Here is a 21788-nt window from a genome sequence, read left to right as displayed (position 1 = left end):
CTCAACCGAACCGCTCGACCGAACCGCTCAACCGAAGTCCCAGAAGCCGACCGGCCCCCGCAGCCCGATCAGTCCCGGACGCTCCACCCGCTCGCCCGCAGCGCCACCGTGAGCGGCTTGACCGCCCCGGGCGCCACCGACAGCTGGACGAAGCCCACCTGCTGGCCGGTCGAGTGCTCGATGACGACGTCCTCGATGTTGACCCCGGCCGCGCCGACCTCGCCGAACAGCCGGCCCAGCTCGCCGGGCTGGTCACCGAGCACCACGGCCACCGTCTCGTACCGGGTGGGCGGCGCGCCGTGCTTGCCGGGGATGCGGGCCTGGCCGGTGTTGCCGCGCCGCATGACCGCCTCGATCCCGGCCGCGCCCGCCCGGCGCTCGCCCTCCTCGGGGGCGTCCAGGGCGCGCAGCGCGGTGACGGTCTCCCCGAGGTCGGAGGCGACCTCCTCCAGGATGTCGGCGACCGCGCCGGCGTTGGCGGAGAGGATGTCGACCCACATGCCGGGGTTGGAGGCGGCGATCCTGGTGACGTCCCGGACACCCTGCCCGGAGAGCCTTATGGCGGTCTCGTCGGCGTGCTCCAGCCGGGCGGCGACCAGCGAGGACACCAGCTGCGGGGCGTGCGAGACCAGGGCGACGGCCCGGTCGTGCGCGGTCGCGTCCATCACGATCGGCATCGCACCGCAGAGCGCGACCAGTTCCAGGGCGGCGTTGAGCGTCTCGGTGTCGGTGTCGTCGGTGGGGGTGAGCACCCAGGGGCGGCCCTCGAACAGGTCGGCGCGGGCGGCCAGCGGGCCGGAGCGCTCGCGGCCGGCCATCGGGTGGCTGCCGATGTAGTGGACGGTGTCGCAGCCGAGCGCGGCGACCTCGATGCGCGGGCCGGCCTTGACGCTGGCGACGTCGGTGTACCAGCGGGCCAGGTTGCGGCGCTGGCAGTCGGCGAGCACCTTGCCGACCAGGGCGGGCGGCACGGCGATGATCGCCAGGTCGACCGGGCCGTCGGCCGGCTCGGTGATGCCGGCGCCGAGCGAGGCGGCGGTCCGGGCGGCGTCCGGGTCGGCGTCCTCCAGATGGACGGTCAGCCCGCGGCCGGCCAGGGCGAGCGCGGCGGAGGTGCCGATCAGTCCGGTACCGACGACGACGGCAGTGCGCATGGCGGGTCGCGCTCCTTCTCGAATTCTCGGGCTTCGCGTTCCGGGCTGCCCGACCTCGCCGGTTCTCGGTCCGGTCGGCGCCCCGGCACCGGCCGGGAACACCCGCGCCCCATCCTCTCGCATCCGCCCCACCCACGCCCCCACCGCCCACCCGCTGGGCAACCACGGCGGCCCCGCCCCCGTCCCACACCATGCGGAGGCACGCCGGACACGGCGGGCACCACAGGACCGCGAACGCGCCAGGCCGCCAGACCGCCAGACCGCCAGACCGCCAGACCCGCCAACGGGCACACACGCCGCACCCCGCGAAATCCGGCGACGCCCGCACCGAAGCGGGGCAGACTGGCCGCCCGGGCACGGCGCGGGCGACACGCGGAACACGGCACGCGAACGAAGGGATTGCGCATGGACGATCAGCACAGCGGCGACGATCAGCAGAACGGCGAGGCCCGACACGTCGGCGAGGCCGGGCCCCCGAAACCCCCCGCCGTCCCCGCCCACCCGTCGGTCCTGGACTCCGTCGTGGTCTACGCCGAGGGCGCGGTGTGCCGCCGCCGGGCCAGCGTCCCGCTCCCGGCCGACGGCCGGCTGCGGCTGACCGGTCTGCCCTCCTCCCTGGACGGCCGCTCGCTGCGCGCCCGGGTGCTCGACGGCCCGAGCGGGACGGCGGTCACCGAGGCCCGGCTGGAGCTGCTCGCCGAGTTCCACGAGCCGACCGAACTCCCCCGGCTCCGCCGCGAGTTGGACGAGGCCATGGAGCGCCAGGGCGCACTCACCGAGCGCCGCCGACTGGTCCTGACCGCGATCGCCGAGACCTCCGCCCTGCGCGCCGTACCACCGCAGCGGCGGCCCGAGGAACCGCTGCGGCGGACGCCCGCCGACGCCTGGCTGGAGCTGGCCGACTTCGTCGACGAGCGCCTGACCCGGCTCCAGCGACGCGCCGAGGAGCTCACCAAGGAAGTCGAACTCGCGGACCACGAGCGCGAATTGGCCGCCGACCGGCTGGACCGCGCATCCACGGCCGGCCCCGCCCACCCGGTCGGGACCGCCGCCACCGTCCTGCTCACCCTCACCACCGCGCAGGCCTCGGCGCTCTCCGCACAGCCCGCCCCGGAACCCATCATGGAATCCGCCCCGGAATCCGCCGGGGAACCCGTCGCCCCAGCCCCCGAGAAGCCCCCCGCCCGGCTCGACATCGAGCTGGAGTACGGCGTCCCGGCCGCCCGCTGGGCGCCCGCCTACCGCCTCTCCTACCGCCAGGGCGCCGACACCGGCCGACTCGTCCTGCGCGCCTCCGTCGCCCAGCAGACCGGAGAGGACTGGACCGGCGTCCGGCTCGCCCTCTCCACCGCCGACCTCGACCGCCGCACCGACCTGCCCCGGCTCCGCTCGCTGCGGATCGGCCGCAGCCAGCCCGCCCCGCCGCCGTCCGGCTGGCGCGAGCCCCCGGCCGGCCTGGCCGACCTCTTCACCGGCTACGACGACGCCGGAGCCGGAGCCCGCCCGGCCCCGCGCCGCAAGGCCCCGCTCGCCGTCTCGGCCCCCGGCCCGTACGGATCCGCCGCCCGGCTCAACCGCCTCGGGGGCGCCCGGCCCGCCGACGCCGGCCTCGTGGCCGACGCCGCCCGGCTGGCCGCCCCCGCCGGGCGCGGCGGCACCCTGGACATCGACGAACCCGCACCGGAGCCCCCGCCCGCCCCGAGCGGCTTCGCCGGATACGGCGGTGCACCCGCCGCCGCCCCGATGCCCCAAGCCCCCCTGCCGCAAGCCTCGATGCACCAAGCCTCGATGCCCCAGGTTTCGATGCCCCAGGCCCCCGCGCCGCCGCCCGCCCCCGTGGCACCGGGCGGCGCGCCCCCGCCGGACCTGCACCCGCTCGCCCGCCGCTCCCGCCGAAGCGGCGGCGGCACCGAGGCCCCCGGCACCGGCTTCGCCCCGGACGCCTCCCTGCTCGACTACCCCGGCCTCGTCCTGGCCGGCCCCGACGCACCCGCCGCCCACCGCGGCACCCTGCGCCCCCAGGCCGAGCAGGCCGACCACTACGGGCCGGCGGCGATGCCCCCGGGTGACACCGGCGGCGAGCGGGTCCGCCATCTGGCACTCCCCCGGCACGCCGTCCCGCCCCGCGAGTCGGCGGGCTCCTTCGATCACCGCTTCGACTCCGCCGCCCCCGCCGACATCCCGTCCGACGGCACCTGGCACACCGTCACGATCGACGAGATCCCGGTGTCCGTCCGCCCGGAGTACGTCACCGTCCCCGCCGTCGAAGAGAAGGTGTACGCCACCCTGGTGCTCGCCAACCGGACCGACCGCGCCGTGCTGGCCGGCCCGGTCGAGGTCACCGTCGACGACGAGTTCCTGCTCACCGCCGCCCTGCCCACCCTCGCCCCGGGCGGGCTGCGGAGCCTGGGCATCGGGGTCACCGAGAGCATCGAGGTGGCGCGCCGCACCGAGCTGCACGAGTCCACCGCGGGCATGCTGAGCAGCAGTACCGTGCTCGACCACCGGGTGCGCGTCCAGCTGGCGAACCGGCTCGGCCGCACCGTCACCGTGGAGGTCCGCGAGCGCGTGCCGGTCACCTCCGACGCCGAGATCCGGATCGAGGAGCGGGCCGACTGGCAGGCCCCGGCGGTCTCCACGCCGGACTGCCCGCCCAGCACCCGGCTCTGGCGGGTCGAGCTGCCGCCCGGCGGCCGCACCGAGCTGGACGGCGGCTACCAGATCAAGATCCCGGCCGGAAAGGCCATCGTCGGTGGAAACCGGAGGAACTGAACGATGACCGGAACGACCATCCCCCTCCCCGTCACCGCCGTCACCTGCCTGGAGGACCGCAGCCAGGTCGAACGCACCACCACCGTCAACCTCGCCGCAGGCGTCCAGCGGCTGCGACTGGGCCCGCTCACCGCGCTCGCCGTCGACCGCACCCTGCGCGCCGAGACCATCGCCCCCGGCACCCGCGTGCTGGACGCCCGGATCGTCCGCGACTGGATCCCACGCGCCCCGCTGCCGCCCGGCCCGGAGGACTCCCGGCTGCGCCACCGGCTGCACGAGCTGGAGACCGCGAGCCGCCTCGCCGACCAGACCCGCGCCCGCCTGGAGGCCCGGCTGGCGCTGCTCGCCCAGCTCTCCGCCGACCTGCTGCGCGAGATCGGCGAGGGCGCCGGGATCGGCGAGCTCGAACGCACCCGCTGGTCCCGCGAACTGGACCGGGTGGACGCCGAACGCGAGCGCCACGGCGAGGAGCTGCGGACCACCCACTCCCGGCTGCGCCGCCTGGACCAGGAGCGCTCGCAGGCCCTGCTCACCCTCGACCAGGCCGAGGAGGAACCGGCCGAACTGGTCGCCCACCTGGAGCTCACCGTCGAGGCGGCGCAGCCCGGCCCGAGCGGGCTGGCCGTCACCCATCTGGTGCCGTGCGCCCTCTGGCGCCCCTCGTACCGGGCCACCCTGGACGGCGGAAGCCTGCGGCTGGAGTCGGAGGCGGTGGTCTGGCAGCGCACCGGCGAGGACTGGACCGGTGTCCGGCTCACCTTCTCCACCGCCCGCTCGGCCCTCGCCACCGACCCGCCCGCCGTCGCCGAGGACGTCCTGATGCTGCGCGAGCGCACCGCGGAGGAGCGCCGCACGGTCGAGGTGGAGCTGCGCGAGGAGGCGATCAGCGCGCTCGGCCCGGCCGCCGGGGTACCGGGGGTGGACGACGGCGGGGAGGTCCGGGTGCTGCCCGCGCCCGCTCCGGCCACCGTGCCCTCCGACGGCCGGGCACACCGGGTGCCGCTCGGCGCCTTCACCGGGCAGGCGAGCAGCGAGTACGCGTGCGCGCCGGAGCTGTCCCCGCTGGTGACCCAGGTGGTCCGGTTCCGCAACACGGCCGGGCACCCGCTGCTGGCGGGTCCGGTCGAACTGGTCCGCGGCAGCGGCTTCACCGGCCGAGGCGAGCTGGGCTTCACCGCCGCCGGGGCCGACGCCGAGCTGGCGTTCGGCAGTTCGGACGGCTACCGGGTGGTCCGCGAGGCCGAGGAACGCCAGGCCACCGCCGGGCTCACCGGCCGCCAGACGACCACCCGAACGGTGCGGCTGCACCTCTCCCGCTTCTCCGGCCCGGAGGAGCGGGACGAGCAGGTCGTCGCGGTCCGCGAGCGGGTGCCGGTCTCCGAGGTGTCGGCGGTGGAGGTGCGGCTGCGCAAGGAGGAGTGCTCCCCGTCGCCGGACGCCTTCGACGCCGAGGGCATCCTCCGCTGGGACGTCCCGCTCGGGCCCGGCGCCCGTCGGACGGTCACGCTGGTCTACGAGGTCTCCGCCACCGCCAAGGTCGCCGGACTCTGAGGAGCCCGGCCTCCGCCGCCGTCTGAACACCGGTCCGCTCGTGACGACCGCTCAGGACCAAACCGGGTAGAACAGGAACATGATCCTCCACCTCGCACCCCTGGACGACTGGCTGTCCGACCCCGGTCGGCCGTACACCACCGCGTCGTTGCTCACCGACGGGTTCATCCACTGCTCGGCGGACGAACAGACGGCACTCGCGGTGGCCAACGCCTTCTTCGCCGACACTCCCGACCCGCTGATGGCACTGCTGATCGAGGAGTCACAGGTGGAACCGATGGTCAAGTGGGAGGCCCCGCACGGCGCACCGCCGCCCGGGGCCACCCCCGGCCTGCTGTTCCCGCACGTCTACGGACGACTCAACCGCTCCGCCGTCAAGGGCCTGCTGAAGGTCGAACGCGGCCCGGACGGCCGCTGGGCCGCCCTCACCCCCTGGAGCTGACGCCCGACCCCCGACGTCCGCCCGGCCCGGTGCACAGCCAACTCCTGTCACAACCAACCCCGCTCCCGGGCCGCCATACCGGCCTGGAAGCGGGTGGTGGCGCCCAGCGAGCGCATCAGGCTCTGCAACCGGCGCTGGGTGGTGCGGGCGCTCCAGCCGAGCGACCGGGCGATCGACTCGTCGGTGAGGCCGGCCGCCAGCAGGCCCAGCAGCTTGCGGTGGTCGGCCTCCGGCTCCAGCGTCGCGTCCCCGGTGCCGATCGCGGCCTGCAACTGGACGGCGCGCTCCCACTCCGCCTCGAACAGCGTGTCCAGCGCCTGGAGCAGCGCGGAGGGGTGGATGACGTACGCGGCGTCGAGGACGCTGTCGCCCACGCTGATCGGGATGATCGCCATCCGGTCGTCCGAAATGATCATCTTCATCGGCAGCGACGGCCGGACCCGGGCCTCCTCGCCGTCCGCGACCCCGGCCAGGATGTTCCGCTCCAGTCGGCCCGGCCAGGCCACCGCGTCCCGGTCGTAGACGGTCCGCAGCCGCAGGCCCTCCCGCAACCGCCGCCGCTGCAACGGGATCGGGGTCACCGGATCCTGGATGTACGGCGGGCGGTCGAAGCCGCGGACCTGGTACTGGCTGGTCTCGGTGATGTGCTCCAGCCGCTGCGCGATCGCCTCGCCACCGGTCAGCACCTCCACCGAGTGCGCCGGATCGGTGTACCGCGAAGCCTCCCGGAAGGCGTCCATCAGACGGTGCATCTCGGCCCGGGCGTGCCGCAGTTCGGACTCGCGGTGGCCGATCAGGGTGCCGATCGCGACGTCGGGGGCGACCGGCAGGTAGCGCTGCCGGTCCACCGGCGCCCGGGTCGCCATGCCCTGCTGCGCCAGGCGGTCCAGGGCGCGCACGCTCTGCTGGAGCGTCAGGCCGCAGCCCTCGGCCAGTTCCTCCGCGGTGGACTGCGGATTGGCCACCAGCGCCGCGTAGACCTGTCCGTCCGGCTCGGCCAGTCCCAGTGCGCTGAGTGGTGCATCCGACACGACGCCGTCTCCCCGTTCGCCCCCCACCGGCGCCGGCCCTGGCGCAGTCCCGCCACTGGGCGGATGGTGGTCCGGTGGCAATCCTCTGCCACGGATCATGGCGCTGACAAGGCCGTGACCAGGGGTTGCGCCCCGCCTCGCACCCCGCCCACCCCCACCGAACGACCGAGGGCCTCCCCGCCTTTCGACGGGGAGGCCCTCAGCAGAAGCCCGAATATACCGACCGGTCTACAGACTCCGGGGGAGAATATACCGACCGGTCTACATAGCCCAATCGGAATATACCGACCGGTCTATAGAAATATACCGACCGGTCTACAGACCGACCTCGCGCATCAGCTGACCGACCTCGGGGTTGGTCAGACGGCGCAGCCAGCCCGACTTCTGGTCGCCCAGCGCGATCGGGCCGAAGTGCGTGCGCACCAGCTTCTCGACCGGGAAGCCGGCCTCGGCCAGCATCCGGCGGACGATGTGCTTGCGACCCTCGTGCAGGGTCACCTCGACCAGGTAGTTCTTGCCGACGTTGGAGATCACCTTGAAGCTGTCGGCGCGCGCGAAGCCGTCCTCCAGCTCGATGCCCTGCGCCAGCTGCTTGCCCAGGTCGCGCGGGATCGGGCCCTGGATGGCGGCCAGGTAGGTCTTGGTCACGCCGTACCGGGGGTGGGTGAGACGGTGGGCCAGCTCGCCGTGGTTGGTGAGCAGGATGATGCCCTCGGTCTCGGTGTCCAGACGGCCGACGTGGAACAGCCGGGTCTCCCGGTTGGTCACGTAGTCGCCGAGGCACTGGCGCCCGTCCGGGTCCTCCATGGTGGAGACCACGCCGGCCGGCTTGTTGAGCGCGAAGAACAGGTACGACTGGGTGGCGACGGTCAGGCCGTCCACCTTGATCTCGTCGTTCTGCGGGTCGACCCGCTTGCCCTGCTCGGTGACGAGCTTGCCGTTGACCTGGACCCGGCCCTGCTCGATCAGCTCCTCGCAGGCGCGGCGGCTGCCGATGCCCGCCCGGGCCAGCACCTTCTGCAGGCGCTCGCCCTCGGGCTCGCCGAAGGTCTTGGGCAGCTTGACGGCCGGCTTGTCGTGCCGGGCGAGGACGGCGTCCTCGATCTTGGCCTGCAGCTCGCGCGAGCGCTGCGGCTGGCGGCGCGGGTCGCCCGGGGCGCCCTGGCCCTCACGGCGCGGGCGCGGGGCCGGGCTGGGGCGCCGACCGGAGTAGCCGCCGCGGGCGGGGGTGGCGTTGGGGCCACCGCCGAACTCGGGGCGGTCGTAGCGCCGCTCCTCGGGCCGCAGCGGGCGGTCCGGGTACCGGTTGTCGTCGCGCCGGTCGTCCCGGCGACTGTCACGCCCGTACGAGCCGGAGCCGCCGCGCGAACCGGCACCGCTGCCGCCGCCGTACGAACCGCCGCGCGAGCCGGAGCCGGACCCACCGCCGTACGAGCCGCCGCGCGAGCCGGAGCCCGAGCCGGACCCACCGCCGTACGAACCCCCACGCGAGCCCGAGCCCGAGCCGGACCCACCGCCGTACGAACCCCCACGCGAGCCCGAGCCCGAGCCCGAGCCCGAGCCGCTGCGGCCGCTGCCGCTGCCGCCGTAGGAGCCGCCGCCCCGGCCCCCGCCCTGTCCGCTGCGACCGCTGCCGCCGCCGCTGCCGTTCCTGCCGTTGCCACTGCTACGCATCAAAGTGTCCGTACGTCGTTACCGTCTGGGATGTGCGGTCGTTTCGGCCGACCTCACCGCCCCCTACCGATCAGGCGCAGCCCGACCGGCCTCGCCACTGCCGCCCACGGCCTGCACGGCAGCGGCGGCGACCGCCTCCGCGATCATCGTGCCCTCCAGGGACTCCGCTTCCACGTCGTCGACCTCGGGCAGGAAGGGAGCAAGCTCCGGCAGCTCGTCCAGGCCGCGGAGCCCCATCCGTTCCAGGAAGTAGTTCGTCGTCCGATACAGGATCGCACCTGTTTCGGGCTCGGATCCGGCCTCTTCCACCAGTCCTCGCTGTACCAGGGTACGCATCACGCCGTCACAGTTCACACCGCGGACGGCGGAAACCCTCGATCTGGACACCGGCTGCCGGTAGGCGACGACCGCCAGGGTCTCCAATGCGGCCTGCGTGAGCCGGGCCTGCTGGCCGTCCAGCAGGAAGCGGTCGACGGCCGGAGCGCAGGTGTCCCGGCTGTAGAACCGCCACCCGCCGGCGACCAGCCGCAGGTCGAATCCGCGGCCCTGGGCGGTGTATTCGGCGGCCAGTTCGCGCAGCGCAGCGGCCACCTGCGCCCGGGGCCGCTCCAGCACGCCGGCCAGCCGCTCCTCCCCGGCAGGCTCGTCGACGACCATCAGGATCGCCTCCAGCTCGGCCTTCAACCCGGCCCCGGGCGTCTCCTCGCCCCCGGCCGGATCAGCGACGCCGACCACATCAGTGACGCCGGAGGTCGACGGGGCCGACTTCTGGTGCACGACCCGGGCCTCGCCCTCCGCCGACGCACCCACGGACGCCGCTACCGGCTCCACCACCGACCCCGCCGCCACCGGATCCGTCACGGGCCCCGCCACCGGCTCCGCCAGCAGCTCGAAGGCCGGCTCCAGCCACTCCCCGGCCCGAGGCCGCCCCGGCAGCCCGAGCGGGCGCCGCACCGGCCGCCCGCCGACCCCGCTCCCGCTCGGGCTCGGGCTCCCGCTCCCACCACTCATCGACTCTCCTCCCGCTCCCGCTCACCCACCGGCCGGTCGAACTCGTCCGTCACCTCGACCGCGCCCCGGTCCTCCTCCGCCACCCAGCGCACCAGCAGTTCGCCCAGCGCCTCCGGCTGCTCGAAGGCCAGCACCCGCTCCCGGTACAGCTCCAGCAGCGCCAGGAAACGGGCGACGACCACCAGCTCGTCCGACGCGTCCTCGACCAACCGCTGGAACGACGCCTCGCCGAGCTCGGTGAGCAGCCCGACCACCAGCCCGGCCTGCTCGCGCACGCTGACGGGCGGGCTGTGGATGTGGTCGACGTACACGACGGGCTTCGGCTTGGGTTCCATGGCCCTGGCCGCCAGCTGCGCGAGCCGCTCCGGGCCGATGGTGATGACCACCTCGGGCAGCAGCCCGGCATGCCGGGGCTCCAGCCCGACGGTGCGTGGGCGTCGGGCCAGCTCGGCGGCCCAGCGCTCGCCGAAGAGGGCCGCCGCCCGCTTGTACGCCCGGTACTGCAGCAACCGGGCGAACAGCAGGTCACGGGCCTCCAGCAGCGCCAGGTCCTCCTCGTCCTCGACGTCGGCGACGGGCAGCAGCCGGGCGGCCTTGAGGTCGAGCAGGGTCGCGGCGACGACCAGGAACTCGGTCGCCGCGTCCAGGTCCCAGTCCGGGCCCATCGCCCGGATGTGTGCCATGAACTCGTCGGTGACGGTGGCCAGCGCCACTTCGGTGACGTCGAGTTTGTGCTTGGCGATCAGACTGAGCAGCAGGTCGAAGGGGCCTTCGAAGTTGTCCAGCCGCACCCGGAAGCCGCCCCGCGGCTGTTCCTCGGTCGCGTTCACGGCGGTGGTGGGTGGTTCGGCGGTGCTCGGCATGACGGTCCATCTTCACCCGGCCCGGCCGCCCGCCCCGCCCCCGGGGCCGTCGACACGCCGTCGTCACGCGGTCGACGCCTCCCGGCGTCGGCCCTCGGCATCGACATCGACGCCACCGCAGGACGTCACCACAGGACGTCGACACGCCACACCAGGGATGCCACACCGGGACCGCCGCACCGGAGGCACCGCACCAGCAGCACCAGAGGCACCACTGACGGCCAGGAAGGGGCCTAGCGGCCGCGCAACCGCCGGACCAGGATGGAGGCCTCGCCGCGCTGCTCCAGGTCCGCCAGGACGACCGCGATGGCCTCCCGGACGATCCGCCCGCGGTCCACGGCCAGGCCGTGCTCACCGCGCAGCACCAGCCGGGCGTGCTCCAGGTCCATGAGCTCCTCGGCGGACACGTACACGGTGATCTTCTCGTCGTGCCGCTCGCGCCCGCTGGGGCGGCGCGGCGCGCGGCCGCGCGGCCGGGCGCGCCCGGTGCCGCCGGCCTGCTCCTCGGCGGCGCCGGGGTGCTGGCGGCCGGCCGGCACGGTGCCCTGGGGCCCGGCGGACGAGGCGGAGCGCTGGGCCGGCGGCTGGGCGCCCGCCGGGGCGCCGGCGGCCGGCTGCTGGTCCTGGGACGGCTGCCGCCCGGCCTCGCCGGTGCGCTGGGTGCCCTGAGCGTCCTCGGCGCCTTCGGCGCCGTCCGTGCCGTGGACGGTCCGCGCGGTCTCCGCTCTGGCTGCCTCGGCGGCCGGACGCGGCGCGAGGGACGGCGACAGCGCCATCCCGCCGGTGGTCCGGAACAGCTCGTCGGCCCCCGGGAGACTCACTCGGCGGGGCGGCACCGGTCGAGCACCTCCCTGGCGAGCTGGCGGTAGGCGGCGGCACCGACCGAGTTGGTCGCGTACGTGGTGATGGGCTCGCCGGCGACGGTGGTCTCCGGGAAGCGCACGGTCCGCCCGATGACGGTGTGGAAGACGTGCTCGCCGAACGCCTCGACGACGCGCGCCAGCACCTCGCGGCTGTGCACGGTGCGCGAGTCGTACATGGTCGCGAGGATGCCGTCCAGGCGCAGCTCGGGGTTGAGCCGCTCGCACACCTTCTCGATGGTCTCGGTCAGCAGCGCGACGCCGCGCAGCGCGAAGAACTCGCACTCCAGCGGGACGATGACGCTGTGAGCGGCGGTCAGCGCATTGACCGTCAGCAGGCCCAGCGAGGGCTGGCAGTCGATGATGACGTAGTCGTAGTCGGGCAGCAGCGGCTTCAGCGCGCGGGCCAGCGCGGACTCCCGGGCCACCTCGCTGACCAGCTGCACCTCGGCGGCGGAGAGGTCGATGTTGGACGGCAGCAGGTCCATGCCCGGCACGGCCGTCTTGAGCAGCACTTCATCGGCCGTCAGGCCCCGCTCCATGAGCAGGTTGTAGACGGTGACGTCGAGCTCCATCGGGTTGACGCCGAGGCCGACCGAGAGCGCGCCCTGCGGGTCGAAGTCGACGAGCAGCACCCGGCGGCCGTACTCGGCCAGCGCGGCGCCCAGGTTGATGGTCGACGTGGTCTTGCCGACGCCGCCCTTCTGGTTGCACATGGCGATGATCTGCGCGGGGCCGTGCTCGGCCACCGGGGCGGGGATCGGGAAGTACGGCAGCGGGCGGCCGGTCGGGCCGACCCGCTCGCGGCGCTGGCGCGCGGCGTCGGGGGCCAGCGTGGCGGCGTACTCCGGGTCCGGCTCGTACTCGGCGTCCGGGTCGTCGTAGGCGCCGTAGGCGAACTCGCCGTAGGCCAGGCCGTAGGCCGCCAAGTCGGCGTCGTGATCGGTCACCGTGGTCACCTGCGCTGTGTTCTGGCGTGCTTCGAAGGTGCGGAGTGCGACCGAGCCGACCTCGGCCGAGCCCACGGAGGGCTGCCGGGCCCCTGGCTCCTCACTCGGCTGGCCGGCGGTGCGCTCCGCCAGTCCTGGCTGACCACCCCCGGGAGCAAATGTCGACTCATTCACAAGTCGTCTTACCTCCTTGGGCATCCAGGACTCTATGTCGATTCGTCAGCGTGGCAGCATGCCGACGGTTTGCGACTCTAGGCCGTTCAAGGCGTTCGCAGCAACACAATCCACGGTAGTGGGCCGGATGTGTCGACTATCGGGCGGGCCGATGTCAAGGGATGAGTAGGCCGTTGACCCTAACGTTTCTGCGGTGGGGTGACACGACCGACAGAAATTGACGACAGAGCGACCCGTCCGCTCCACCACCCGTTCACGGGCACGGCGAAGCCCCCGGCCCGAGGGGATCGGGTCGGGGGCGAACGACCGCCGGGCGGTCTACCGGATCGCAGGATCTCTGGATCACCGGATCGCAGGATCACCGAATCGCAGGATCACCGGATCAGGCGAGCACGCTCTCCAGCGAGACCGACTCCAGGCCGAAGGCCTCGGCCACGGCCGGGAAGGTGATCTGGCCCTCGTGCACGTTCAGGCCCTTGGCGAGCGCCGGGTCACGGCGCAGCGCCTCCTTCCAGCCGCGGTTGGCCAGCTCGACGACGTACGGCATCGTCGCGTTGGTCAGCGCGTAGGTGGAGGTGTTCGGGACGGCGCCCGGCATGTTGGCCACGCAGTAGAAGACCGAGTTGTGGACCTGGAAGGTCGGCTCGGCGTGCGTGGTGGCGTGCGAGTCCTCGAAGCAGCCGCCCTGGTCGATGGCGATGTCGACGAGCACGGAGCCCGGCTTCATGCGGGAGACCAGCTCGTTGGTGACGAGCTTCGGGGCCTTGGCGCCCGGGATCAGCACCGCGCCGATGACCAGGTCGGCCTCGATGACGGCCTTCTCCAGCTCGAAGGTGTTGGAGACGATGGCCTTGATCTTCGTGCCGAAGATGCGGTCGGCCTCGCGCAGCTTGTTGATGTCGCGGTCGAGCAGGGTCACCTCGTAGCCCATGCCGATGGCGATGGTGGCCGCGTGCCAGCCGGAGACGCCACCGCCGATGACGACGGCCTTGGCCGGGTGGGTGCCGGGCACGCCGCCGGGCAGCACGCCGCGGCCGCCGGCCGGGCGCATCAGGTGGTACGAGCCGACCTGCGGGGCGAGACGGCCCGCGACCTCGGACATCGGGGCGAGCAGCGGCAGCGCGCCGTTGCCGAGCTGCACGGTCTCGTACGCGATGGCGGTGGTGCCCGAGGCGATCAGCGCGTCGGTGCCGGCGCGGTCGGCCGCCAGGTGCAGGTACGTGAAGAGGGTCTGGCCCTTGCGCAGCCGGTGGTACTCGGAGGCGATGGGCTCCTTGACCTTCAGCAGCAGGTCGGCGGTGGCCCACACCTCGTCGGCGGTGGGGAGGATGGTGGCGCCGGCGGCCACGTACTCCTCGTTGGGGATCGAGGAGCCGACACCGGCGTTGTCCTCGATGTAGACCTCGTGTCCGTTGCGGACCAGCTCATGCACGCCGGCGGGCGTGATGGCCACGCGGTACTCGTGGTTCTTGACCTCGCGGGGGATGCCGACCTTCACGGCTAAACACGTCCTCTTGCCATGGGGGTCCCTACCGGAGAAGACCGGCGGGCGACGCGCACGTGGGGAAGCCTCCGGGGCAGCCCGGGGCGGGGATCGCTGCGCGACTGAGTTCGAGTGTAATGAAGCCCAGTCGGCGTGTCAGCCTTCCAAAGTGAATAAATCTGCCGAACACATTGGCAGGTTCGTAGGCTTCCCTTGCGATCTTCCCACCAAAGATGTGTTAACCGGGCATCTTCGACAATACCTCCGAAAGACCCCTCACCACCCGGCGTCGACCCGTTCCCGCAGGTCCGCGAGGGCGGCCCCGACGGCCTCCCGGCCGCGCTCGTCGCCGAGCCTGCGCAGCACCGCCAGCGCGGCCCGGTACTCGCGGTCCGCCTCGTCGAAACGGCGCTGCGCGGTGTGCGCCTCGGCCACCCGGGCGAGCAGCCGGGCCTCGGCGGCGGGCTCCCCCATCGACTGCCGCAGGCCGAGTGCCCGCCCGTACCAGTCGGCGGCGCGCACCGCGTCGCCGAGCGCCCGGTGGCAGCCGGCCGCACCCTCCAGGGCCCGGGCGCAGAGCGGTTCGTCCCCGGCCGTGCGGGCGTGCTCCAGGGCGGCCCGGTAGTGCGTGACGGCCTGCTCCCAGCGGCCCGCGGCGGCCTGTAGGTCGCCCAGGTTGAGCAGCGCGGCCGAGGCCCGGCGGGGTCTGCCGTGCCGCTCGGCGACGGTCAGGACCAGTTCGTGCAGCCGGTAGAGGTCGGCGGGGGCGGCGGCGCCGGTCAGCGGCAGCGCCCGCAGCAGCGCGGTGACCAGCCGGCCCGCCGAGCCGTCCAGGTCGCCCTGGCCGATCGCGTCGGCCACCGCCCCGAGCAGCAGGTCCCGCTCGCCGAGCAGCCACTCCCGGGCGTGCTCCGCCGAGCCCAGCCGCAGGGCGGCGGGCAGCGGGTCCGGCCCGGGGCCGCTGCCCGCCGGGTCCAGCAGGGCGCGGGCCGACTCGGTGAGCCGGACCAGCCGCTCCAGCAGCCGGGCCCGGGCGAGCTCGGTCTCGGCGGGCCGGTCCTCCTGCTCGCGCAGCCGGACCAGCCTCGGGTAGAGGCGCCCGGGCACCCGGTAGCGCGGGCTGCCGTCGGCGGCCGGCGCCTCCTGGCCGAGCAGCTCCCGTTCGGCCAGTGCGGCGAGCGTCACGGCCGCCTCCGGTGCCGGGCAGCCGACCAGGGCGGAGGCGGTGCGCGGGTCGGCGGTCTGCGCCGGGGCCAGGGTGAGGGTGCGCAGCATCCGCGCCTGGGCGGCCGGGAGGGTGCCGTACAGCAGGGTGAACGCGCCGATCAGCGGGTCGCTGTCGGGGACGGGCACCGGCTCGGCCGGCTCCGGGCCGGGCTTCACCCAGGCCGCCTGCTCCCCGGCCGTCTCGCCGGCGGCGGGCTCCGGCGGCGGGCCCTCGGCCGGCTTCTCCCCCGGCGGTGGGGGCGTCGCGGCCTTCCCGGGCGTCGACACCTGAACAGCCTTCGGCCCCTGTACGGACTTCGCGGCCTTCCCCGACGCCGCGCCCTGCACGGGCTTCGCAGCCTTCCCCGGGGCCGCCCCCTGTACCGGCTTCGCGGCCTTCCCGGGCGTCGGCGCCTGGGCGGTCTTCGGCCCCTGAACGGGCTTCTCCGCCTTCTCCCCCTCCCCCTTCGGCGCCGCCGACCGTGCCGACTCCTCGCCCACCACCCGGGTGAGCTCGCGCGCCGCCTCGGTGACGGCCGCCTTCGGGTCGCCGCGCAGCCATCCGGCCATCAGCCGCAGGGCGGCCGGCCGGGCCGCGCAGGCCTCCGCCAGGTCGGCGCCGCCGACCGGGTCGCAGGAGATCCGGGTGCCGCCGACCAGGTCGGCGAGCAGTTCGCCGGAGGCCTGCCGGTCGAGCCCGCCGAGGATCACCGGGTCGATGTCCTCGATGCCGGTGAGCGGCCCGGCGGTGGTGGCGAGCACCAGGCAGCCGGGTTCGTCCGCGAGCAGCGGCCACAGCTGCCCGGCGTCCCGGACGTCGTCCAGCACCAGCAGGACCCGGCGGCCCACGAGCGCCTCGCGCAGCGCGACGCAGGCGGGCTCGTCCCGCCCGTCCCCGGTGGCGCCGGGCAGCGGCACGGGGGCCTCGGGATCGAGCTGCTCCAGCAGCAGGCGGGCGGCCCGGGCGGGCGCCACCCGGCCGCCGTCGGGGGCGGACAGACGTGCGAAGAGCACACCGTCGGGGTGGTCCGCGGCGGCGGTGCGGGCGAAGCGGACCGCCAGCGTGGTGCGGCCGGAGCCGGGGCGACCGGCCAGGACCAGCACCGGGCTGCGGCCGGTGGCCGGGCGCGCGGCGGCCGCCCGCAGCGCGGCCAGTTCGGTGCGCCGCCCGACGAACAGCGCGGGCCCGGCCGGCAGCCGGTCGAGGCCCGGAACGGCCCCGACGGGCGCGTCGGGGCCGGGGTCCATCGTCGCCGTCTTCCTCGCCACCCGTGCCACTCCCGACGTCATCCGGCCTCAGCGGAGGCGGCCCGGGACGGGCGCCCTGTCTGCGAAGCGTAGTTCGACCGTCCGGCTCAGCCGAGGTGACATCCGGTCGTACGAACCGGTAAATCACCCTTGCGGATCAACAGCAGGGTGCTCAGGAGGCGTACGGGCCGTTCGCTCACCCCTCGAAGGGCCGGGCCGGCCAGGGCGAGTCCGCCGGGCGCAGTCCGTCCAGCCCGTCCGGTCCGGTGAGCGCGGCGTGCACGGCGAGCGTGCCGGTGACCAGGGTCGGGTTGTGCAGCCGCCCGGCGTGGATCAGCCGGATCAGGTCGGACACCGGCACCCAGGCGACCTCGATCTCCTGTTCCTCGCCCTCCGCCGCGTAGCGCTCGCCCTCGGCCTCCGCGAGGTCGGTGGCGAGGAACATCCGCAGCGCCTCGTCGGTGCCGCCCGGGGAGGTGTAGTAGTCGGCGAGGATGCGCCAGGTGCCGGCCTTGCAGTGCGCCTCCTCGTACAGCTCGCGCTGCGCGGCGTGCCACGGGTTCTCGCCGGGCACGTCGAGCAGGCCGGCGGGCAGCTCCCACAGGCGCTGGCGGACGGGGTGCCGGTACTGCCGCAGGATCAGCACCCGCTGCTTGTCGTCCAGGGCGAGCACGGAGACCGAGCCGGGGTGGGTCTGGTAGTCGCGGCGGGCCCAGCTGCCGTCGGGCATCCGGACCTCTTCGCTGCGCACACCGGTGACCTTGCCCTGGAACGGCGTCCGGCTCTCCCGGACCTCCCACTCCTCGGCCACGTCGGCGATCCCCTGGTCGCGCTGCTCGTCCATCGCTCTCCCCTTTTCGTCAGTACGACACAATCTAACGCCGGACGGCGGCCCCGCGGGAATCGCGGGGCCGCCGTCCGGTGAACGACCGGCGACTTACTCGGCCGCGGTGGTCTTGATCTCGATGGCGGCCTTGACCAGACCCGCGAACAGCGGGTGCGGGCGGGTCGGGCGGGACTTCAGCTCCGGGTGGGCCTGGGTGGCCACCAGGTACGGGTGCACCTCGCGCGGGTACTCGACGTACTCGACCAGGTCGCCCTTGGGGGAGAGGCCGGAGAACTGCAGGCCGGTCTTCTCCAGGTCCGCGCGGTAGGCGTTGTTGACCTCGTAGCGGTGGCGGTGGCGCTCCTCGACGTACTGCTCGCCGCCGTAGACCTCACGGACGATCGAGCCCTCGGCGAGCTTGGCCGGGTACAGGCCCAGACGCATGGTGCCGCCCAGGTCGCCCTTGCCGTCGACGATGGCCAGCTGCTCGGCCATCGTGGAGACGACCGGGTGCTTGGCGGCGGCGTCGAACTCGGTGGAGTTGGCCTCGGGCAGGCCGGCCAGGTTGCGGGCCGCCTCGATGACCACGCACTGCAGACCCAGGCACAGGCCGAGCAGCGGGACGCGGTTCTCGCGGGCGAAGGTGATGGCGCCGACCTTGCCGTTGACGCCGCGGTCGCCGAAGCCGCCGGGGATGCAGATCGCGTCCACGTCGCCGAGCTGCGCCCGGGCGCCCTCGGGGGTCTCGCAGTCGTCCGAGGTCACCCACTTGATCTCGACCCGGGCGTTGTTGGCGAAGCCGCCGGCGCGCAGCGCCTCGGTCACCGACAGGTAGGCGTCCGGCAGGTCGATGTACTTGCCGACCAGGGCGACCTTGACGATGTGCTGCGGCTCGTGGACGCGGCGCAGCAGGTCGTCCCAGGTCGTCCAGTCCACGTCGCGGAACGGCAGGTCGAGCCGGCGCACCACGTAGGCGTCCAGGCCCTCGCCGTGCAGGACCTTGGGGATGTCGTAGATCGACTTGGCGTCGATGGCCGCGACCACGGCCTCCTCGTCCACGTCGCACATCAGCGAGATCTTGCGCTTGATGGCCTGCGGGACCTCGCGGTCGGCGCGCAGCACGATCGCGTCGGGCTGGATGCCGATGTTGCGCAGCGCGGCGACGGAGTGCTGGGTGGGCTTGGTCTTCAGCTCGCCCGAGGGGCCGATGTACGGCAGCAGGGAGACGTGCACGAAGAACACGTTGTCCCGGCCGACCTCGTGGCGGACCTGGCGGACGGCCTCCAGGAACGGCAGCGACTCGATGTCGCCGACGGTCCCGCCGACCTCGGTGATCACCACGTCGACGTCCTCGGTCGCCATCCGGCGGATCCGGGACTTGATCTCGTTGGTGATGTGGGGGATGACCTGGACGGTGTCGCCCAGGTACTCGCCGCGTCGCTCCTTGGCGATGACGGTGGAGTAGACCTGGCCGGTGGTGACGTTCGCCGAACCGTGCAGGTTGGTGTCCAGGAACCGCTCGTAGTGGCCGATGTCCAGGTCGGTCTCGGCGCCGTCGTCCGTGACGAAGACCTCACCGTGCTGGAACGGGTTCATGGTGCCCGGGTCCACGTTGAGGTACGGGTCGAGCTTCTGCATGGTGACGCGCAGGCCGCGGGCCTTGAGGAGCGCGCCGAGGCTGGAGGCGGTGAGGCCCTTGCCGAGCGAAGAGGCGACACCCCCGGTGACGAAGAGGTGCTTGGTCGTCACGGCGCGGCCGTTCGCTGCCTTGCCGGAATGGGGCTGTGCCAAGAGGGGGCTCCCGTGGGTCGCGTGTCGAAGGTGACGTGGGCGGGATGCTCTCGACTCGCCGAACGACGGGAGGCGGTGCGGTGCACGGCACTCGGGGGGTCGTCGATTCGGCTGGTCCGGGGCGTTTGATCCCACCGGTCCACGGGATACCAGGGTATCAGTGACGCGACCGGGACGCCTTCCGGCCCGCTCGCGGCGCCCCGGGGGCGTGCGCGGGGCGCACCACCGGCGCATCATCCGGCGCAGCAGTCACACCGGTCGCACCCCGGCCGGACCGGGCCACTTCGGAGCACTCCGTTCGGGCCATGACAGCCCCTCCACTGGGACCAGCCGGAACTGATCCGTCCGGACCATCCTGCCCGGCGTCCTCGCGATGCACGGCATTTCCGCCGAATTGTGGCGCCACACGAGGCTGCGCCCGCGTGCTTCGCCCCTTTCGTCCGTCGTAAGCTGCACGGACGCATCGCCGACAGCACGAGCACGCGGAGGGCGTGGGAGGTCAGGACACTCCCGGTCCCCGATGCGCGACCGGACCTCCCCGTATTCCAGCTCCTCCCCTCCCACCCCAGGGGCTCGACCGAGCCCCGCGCGGACACTCCAGCAAGGCCCGCCACCACCCCTCGGCGAGCCGGACGTCCCGGGGTGGGCTCCGGCCCCGCAGACCGCTCGCTCCCCCAGATCGCCGATGCGTCGTGACCACATTGCGAACTGGAGATCCACGTGGCCGGCCGTATCGAGGACTACGCACTCATCGGGGACATGCAGACCGCTGCCCTGGTCAGCAGGGACGGGGCGGTGGACTGGCTCTGCCTGCCCCGCTTCGACTCTCCGGCCGTGTTCGCCGGCCTGCTCGGCACCGATGAACACGGCTTCTGGCGGATCGGTCCGGCCGAAGCCGTCGCGACCGAAGTCCCCACCCCCGCGGCACCCCCCACCCCGGCCGCCCCCGCCCTCGGCCTCCCCCGCTTCACCGACACCGCCGATCTGAGGGTCCCGCCGCCCACCGCGGCCGCCCCCGCGGTGCCCGCCGACCGCCGCCGCTACCGGGGCGACTCGCTGGTCCTGGAACAGGAGTGGGACACCCAGGGTGGCACCGTCCGGGTGATCGACTTCATGCCGCCGCGCCCGCTGGCCGGCCGCGACGCCGTCCCCCAGGTGATCCGGATCGTCGAGGGCGTGTCCGGCACCGTCCGGATGCGCTCGGCGGTGCGGATGCGCTTCTCGTACGGGCGCATCGTGCCCTGGGTGCACCGGGTCGAGCAGGCCGGCGGCGGCCACCGCACCGTCGCCGTGGCCGGGCCCGACTCGGTGTGGCTGGACGGCGAGTCCGAGACCTACGGCCGCGACCTGACCACCTACGCCGACTTCACCGTCACCGCAGGCGAGCGGATCGCCTTCGCGCTGACCTGGCAGGCCTCCCACCTGGACGCGCCGAAGGCCCCGGACGCCGAGGAGATGCTCGACGCCACCACCGACTTCTGGCACGAGTGGGCCGCCCAGTGCACCTACCAGGGCCCCTACCGCGAGGCCGTGATCCGCTCCCTGATCACCCTCAAGGGCCTCACCTACGCCCCCACCGGCGGCATCGTCGCCGCCCCCACCACCTCGCTGCCCGAGGACATCGGCGGTGAGCGCAACTGGGACTACCGCTACACCTGGCTGCGCGACGCCGCGATCACCCTCTCCTCGCTGCTGCGCACCGGCTACCGCGACGAGGCCAAGGCCTGGCGGGAGTGGCTGCTGCGCGCCGTCGCCGGCGACCCGGAGAACCTCCAGATCATGTACGGCATCGCCGGCGAGCGCGAGCTCACCGAGTCCTCGCTGGACTGGCTGCCCGGCTACGAGGGCTCACAGCCCGTCCGGGTCGGCAACGGCGCGGCCGGCCAGCTCCAGCTGGACGTCTACGGCGAGGTCGTCGAGGCCCTGCACCTGGCCCACATGACCGGCCTGGTCCGCAACGACCACGCCCACCACCTCCAGCTGCGCCTGATCGAGTACCTGGAGGACCACTGGCAGGAGCCGGACGAGGGCATCTGGGAGGTCCGCGGCCCGCGCCGGCACTTCGTCCACTCCAAGGTGATGGCCTGGGTCGCCGTCGACCGGACGATCAAGCTGCTGGAACAGACCCCCGAGGACGCCCCCTCCGACGGCCACCTGGAGCGCTGGCGCGAGCTGCGCGAGACCATCCACCGGGACGTCTGCGAGAAGGGCTACGACCCGGAGCGCAACACCTTCACCCAGTACTACGGCGGCAAGGAGCTGGACGCCTCGCTGCTGCTCATCCCCCAGGTCGGCTTCCTGCCGCCGGACGACAAGCGCGTCATCGGCACCATCGAGGCGATCCAGCGCGAGCTGTCCACCGAGGACGGCTTCGTGCTGCGCTACCCGACCCACGACGAGAGCGGCAACAACGTCGACGGCCTCTCCGGCCACGAGGGCGCCTTCCTGGCCTGCTCGTTCTGGCTGGCCGACGACCTCGCCATGATCGGCCGGGTGCAGGAGGCGCGCGAGCTGTTCGACCGGCTGCTCGCGCTGCGCAACGACCTCGGACTGCTCGCCGAGGAGTGGGACCCGCGGCTCAAGCGCCAGGTCGGCAACTTCCCGCAGGCCTTCAGCCACGTCCCGCTGATCGACACCGCACTGCGGCTGACCGCCTGCGGCGGCGCCTACCTGTCCGCCCAGCCGGACGGCCTGGCGGCCGAGCGGGTCGAGCAGGCGACGGTCTAGCAGCCCGGCGGCCGGCGGTCCGGCG

The 21788-nt window shown here is 73.8% G+C and carries 15 protein-coding genes; 4 read left to right on the top strand and 11 right to left on the bottom strand.

Features of this window, described 5'->3' with window-relative positions; genetic code table 11:
* Positions 1 to 68: 68 nt before the first annotated feature.
* Positions 69 to 1154: a prephenate dehydrogenase gene (locus tag ACIOGZ_RS02585; RefSeq protein WP_363624126.1), complete on the bottom strand. Its 1086-nt coding sequence runs from the start codon at positions 1152 to 1154 to the stop codon at positions 69 to 71.
* Between the two features lie 405 nt (positions 1155 to 1559).
* On the opposite strand from ACIOGZ_RS02585, the gene ACIOGZ_RS02580 reads away from it, so the two are divergent.
* The 3 genes from ACIOGZ_RS02580 to ACIOGZ_RS02570 all read left to right on the top strand — a co-directional run bounded on the left by ACIOGZ_RS02580 (position 1560) and on the right by ACIOGZ_RS02570 (position 5919).
* Positions 1560 to 3926: a DUF4139 domain-containing protein gene (locus tag ACIOGZ_RS02580; protein WP_400984529.1), complete on the top strand. Its 2367-nt coding sequence runs from the start codon at positions 1560 to 1562 to the stop codon at positions 3924 to 3926.
* Between the two features lie 3 nt (positions 3927 to 3929).
* Positions 3930 to 5477 carry a mucoidy inhibitor MuiA family protein gene (locus tag ACIOGZ_RS02575; RefSeq protein ID WP_400984526.1) on the top strand — a complete coding sequence of 516 codons (1548 nt, stop codon included), beginning with the start codon at positions 3930 to 3932 and terminating at the stop codon, positions 5475 to 5477.
* Between the two features lie 79 nt (positions 5478 to 5556).
* Positions 5557 to 5919, top strand: coding sequence for a DUF952 domain-containing protein (locus ACIOGZ_RS02570; RefSeq protein ID WP_350883713.1), 363 nt, complete (start codon positions 5557 to 5559; stop codon positions 5917 to 5919).
* 47 nt (positions 5920 to 5966) lie between these two features.
* On the opposite strand, the gene ACIOGZ_RS02565 is transcribed toward ACIOGZ_RS02570, so the two are convergent.
* The 10 genes from ACIOGZ_RS02565 to ACIOGZ_RS02520 all read right to left on the bottom strand — a co-directional run bounded on the left by ACIOGZ_RS02565 (position 5967) and on the right by ACIOGZ_RS02520 (position 19036).
* The gene (locus ACIOGZ_RS02565) at positions 5967 to 6950 is read right to left on the bottom strand and encodes a helix-turn-helix domain-containing protein (RefSeq protein ID WP_159398525.1); all 984 of its coding nucleotides are present in this window, start codon (positions 6948 to 6950) and stop codon (positions 5967 to 5969) included.
* A gap of 315 nt (positions 6951 to 7265) precedes the next feature.
* Positions 7266 to 8624 carry a pseudouridine synthase gene (locus ACIOGZ_RS02560; protein WP_400984524.1) on the bottom strand — a complete coding sequence of 453 codons (1359 nt, stop codon included), beginning with the start codon at positions 8622 to 8624 and terminating at the stop codon, positions 7266 to 7268.
* Between the two features lie 63 nt (positions 8625 to 8687).
* Entirely contained in the window at positions 8688 to 9359 is a 672-nt protein-coding gene (gene scpB, locus ACIOGZ_RS02555) for an SMC-Scp complex subunit ScpB (RefSeq protein WP_400811587.1), read from the bottom strand.
* A 272-nt stretch (positions 9360 to 9631) separates the two neighbouring features.
* The gene (locus ACIOGZ_RS02550; RefSeq protein WP_363586998.1) at positions 9632 to 10498 is read right to left on the bottom strand and encodes a segregation/condensation protein A; all 867 of its coding nucleotides are present in this window, start codon (positions 10496 to 10498) and stop codon (positions 9632 to 9634) included.
* A gap of 233 nt (positions 10499 to 10731) precedes the next feature.
* Complete coding sequence (locus ACIOGZ_RS02545) at positions 10732 to 11319, bottom strand: hypothetical protein (RefSeq protein ID WP_400811461.1); 588 nt, start codon at positions 11317 to 11319, stop codon at positions 10732 to 10734.
* On the bottom strand, positions 11316 to 12383 hold the full coding sequence (locus tag ACIOGZ_RS02540) for a ParA family protein (RefSeq protein ID WP_030245868.1): 1068 nt from the start codon (positions 12381 to 12383) through the stop codon (positions 11316 to 11318). Before ACIOGZ_RS02540 ends, ACIOGZ_RS02545 begins: the two co-directional genes overlap by 4 nt.
* Positions 12384 to 12864: 481 nt before the next feature.
* Positions 12865 to 13980 carry an alanine dehydrogenase gene (ald, locus tag ACIOGZ_RS02535; RefSeq protein ID WP_363624116.1) on the bottom strand — a complete coding sequence of 372 codons (1116 nt, stop codon included), beginning with the start codon at positions 13978 to 13980 and terminating at the stop codon, positions 12865 to 12867.
* A gap of 261 nt (positions 13981 to 14241) precedes the next feature.
* Positions 14242 to 16440 (bottom strand): tetratricopeptide repeat protein, encoded by a 2199-nt coding sequence (locus ACIOGZ_RS02530; protein WP_400984521.1) that lies wholly within the window; start codon positions 16438 to 16440, stop codon positions 14242 to 14244.
* Positions 16441 to 16615: 175 nt separating this feature from the next.
* A complete protein-coding gene (locus ACIOGZ_RS02525; RefSeq protein ID WP_363586994.1) occupies positions 16616 to 17263 on the bottom strand; it encodes an NUDIX hydrolase in 648 nt (215 codons plus the stop codon).
* 93 nt (positions 17264 to 17356) lie between these two features.
* On the bottom strand, positions 17357 to 19036 hold the full coding sequence (locus tag ACIOGZ_RS02520) for a CTP synthase (protein ID WP_079135937.1): 1680 nt from the start codon (positions 19034 to 19036) through the stop codon (positions 17357 to 17359).
* 720 nt (positions 19037 to 19756) lie between these two features.
* Between ACIOGZ_RS02520 and ACIOGZ_RS02515 the strand changes: the two genes are divergently transcribed.
* Positions 19757 to 21763 (top strand): glycoside hydrolase family 15 protein, encoded by a 2007-nt coding sequence (locus ACIOGZ_RS02515; RefSeq protein WP_400844681.1) that lies wholly within the window; start codon positions 19757 to 19759, stop codon positions 21761 to 21763.
* The last annotated feature ends 25 nt before the right edge of the window (positions 21764 to 21788 follow it).

This window comes from Kitasatospora sp. NPDC088160 (genome assembly GCF_044741445.1).
Lineage (GTDB): Bacteria > Actinomycetota > Actinomycetes > Streptomycetales > Streptomycetaceae > Kitasatospora.
The sequence above is the reverse complement of the archived record's forward strand: the minus strand, read 5'-3'. Positions and strand labels throughout refer to the sequence as shown.

Excerpts from the sequence above, each read along its gene's own strand:
- ACIOGZ_RS02585 (WP_363624126.1), bottom strand. The coding sequence starts at position 1,154 with ATGCGCACTGCCGTCGTCGTCGGTACCGGACTGATCGGCACCTCCGCC.
- ACIOGZ_RS02580 (WP_400984529.1), top strand. The coding sequence starts at position 1,560 with ATGGACGATCAGCACAGCGGCGACGATCAGCAGAACGGCGAGGCCCGA.
- ACIOGZ_RS02575 (WP_400984526.1), top strand. The coding sequence starts at position 3,930 with ATGACCGGAACGACCATCCCCCTCCCCGTCACCGCCGTCACCTGCCTG.
- ACIOGZ_RS02570 (WP_350883713.1), top strand. The coding sequence starts at position 5,557 with ATGATCCTCCACCTCGCACCCCTGGACGACTGGCTGTCCGACCCCGGT.
- ACIOGZ_RS02560 (WP_400984524.1), bottom strand. The coding sequence starts at position 8,624 with ATGCGTAGCAGTGGCAACGGCAGGAACGGCAGCGGCGGCGGCAGCGGT.
- ACIOGZ_RS02550 (WP_363586998.1), bottom strand. The coding sequence starts at position 10,498 with ATGCCGAGCACCGCCGAACCACCCACCACCGCCGTGAACGCGACCGAG.
- ACIOGZ_RS02525 (WP_363586994.1), bottom strand. The coding sequence starts at position 17,263 with ATGGACGAGCAGCGCGACCAGGGGATCGCCGACGTGGCCGAGGAGTGG.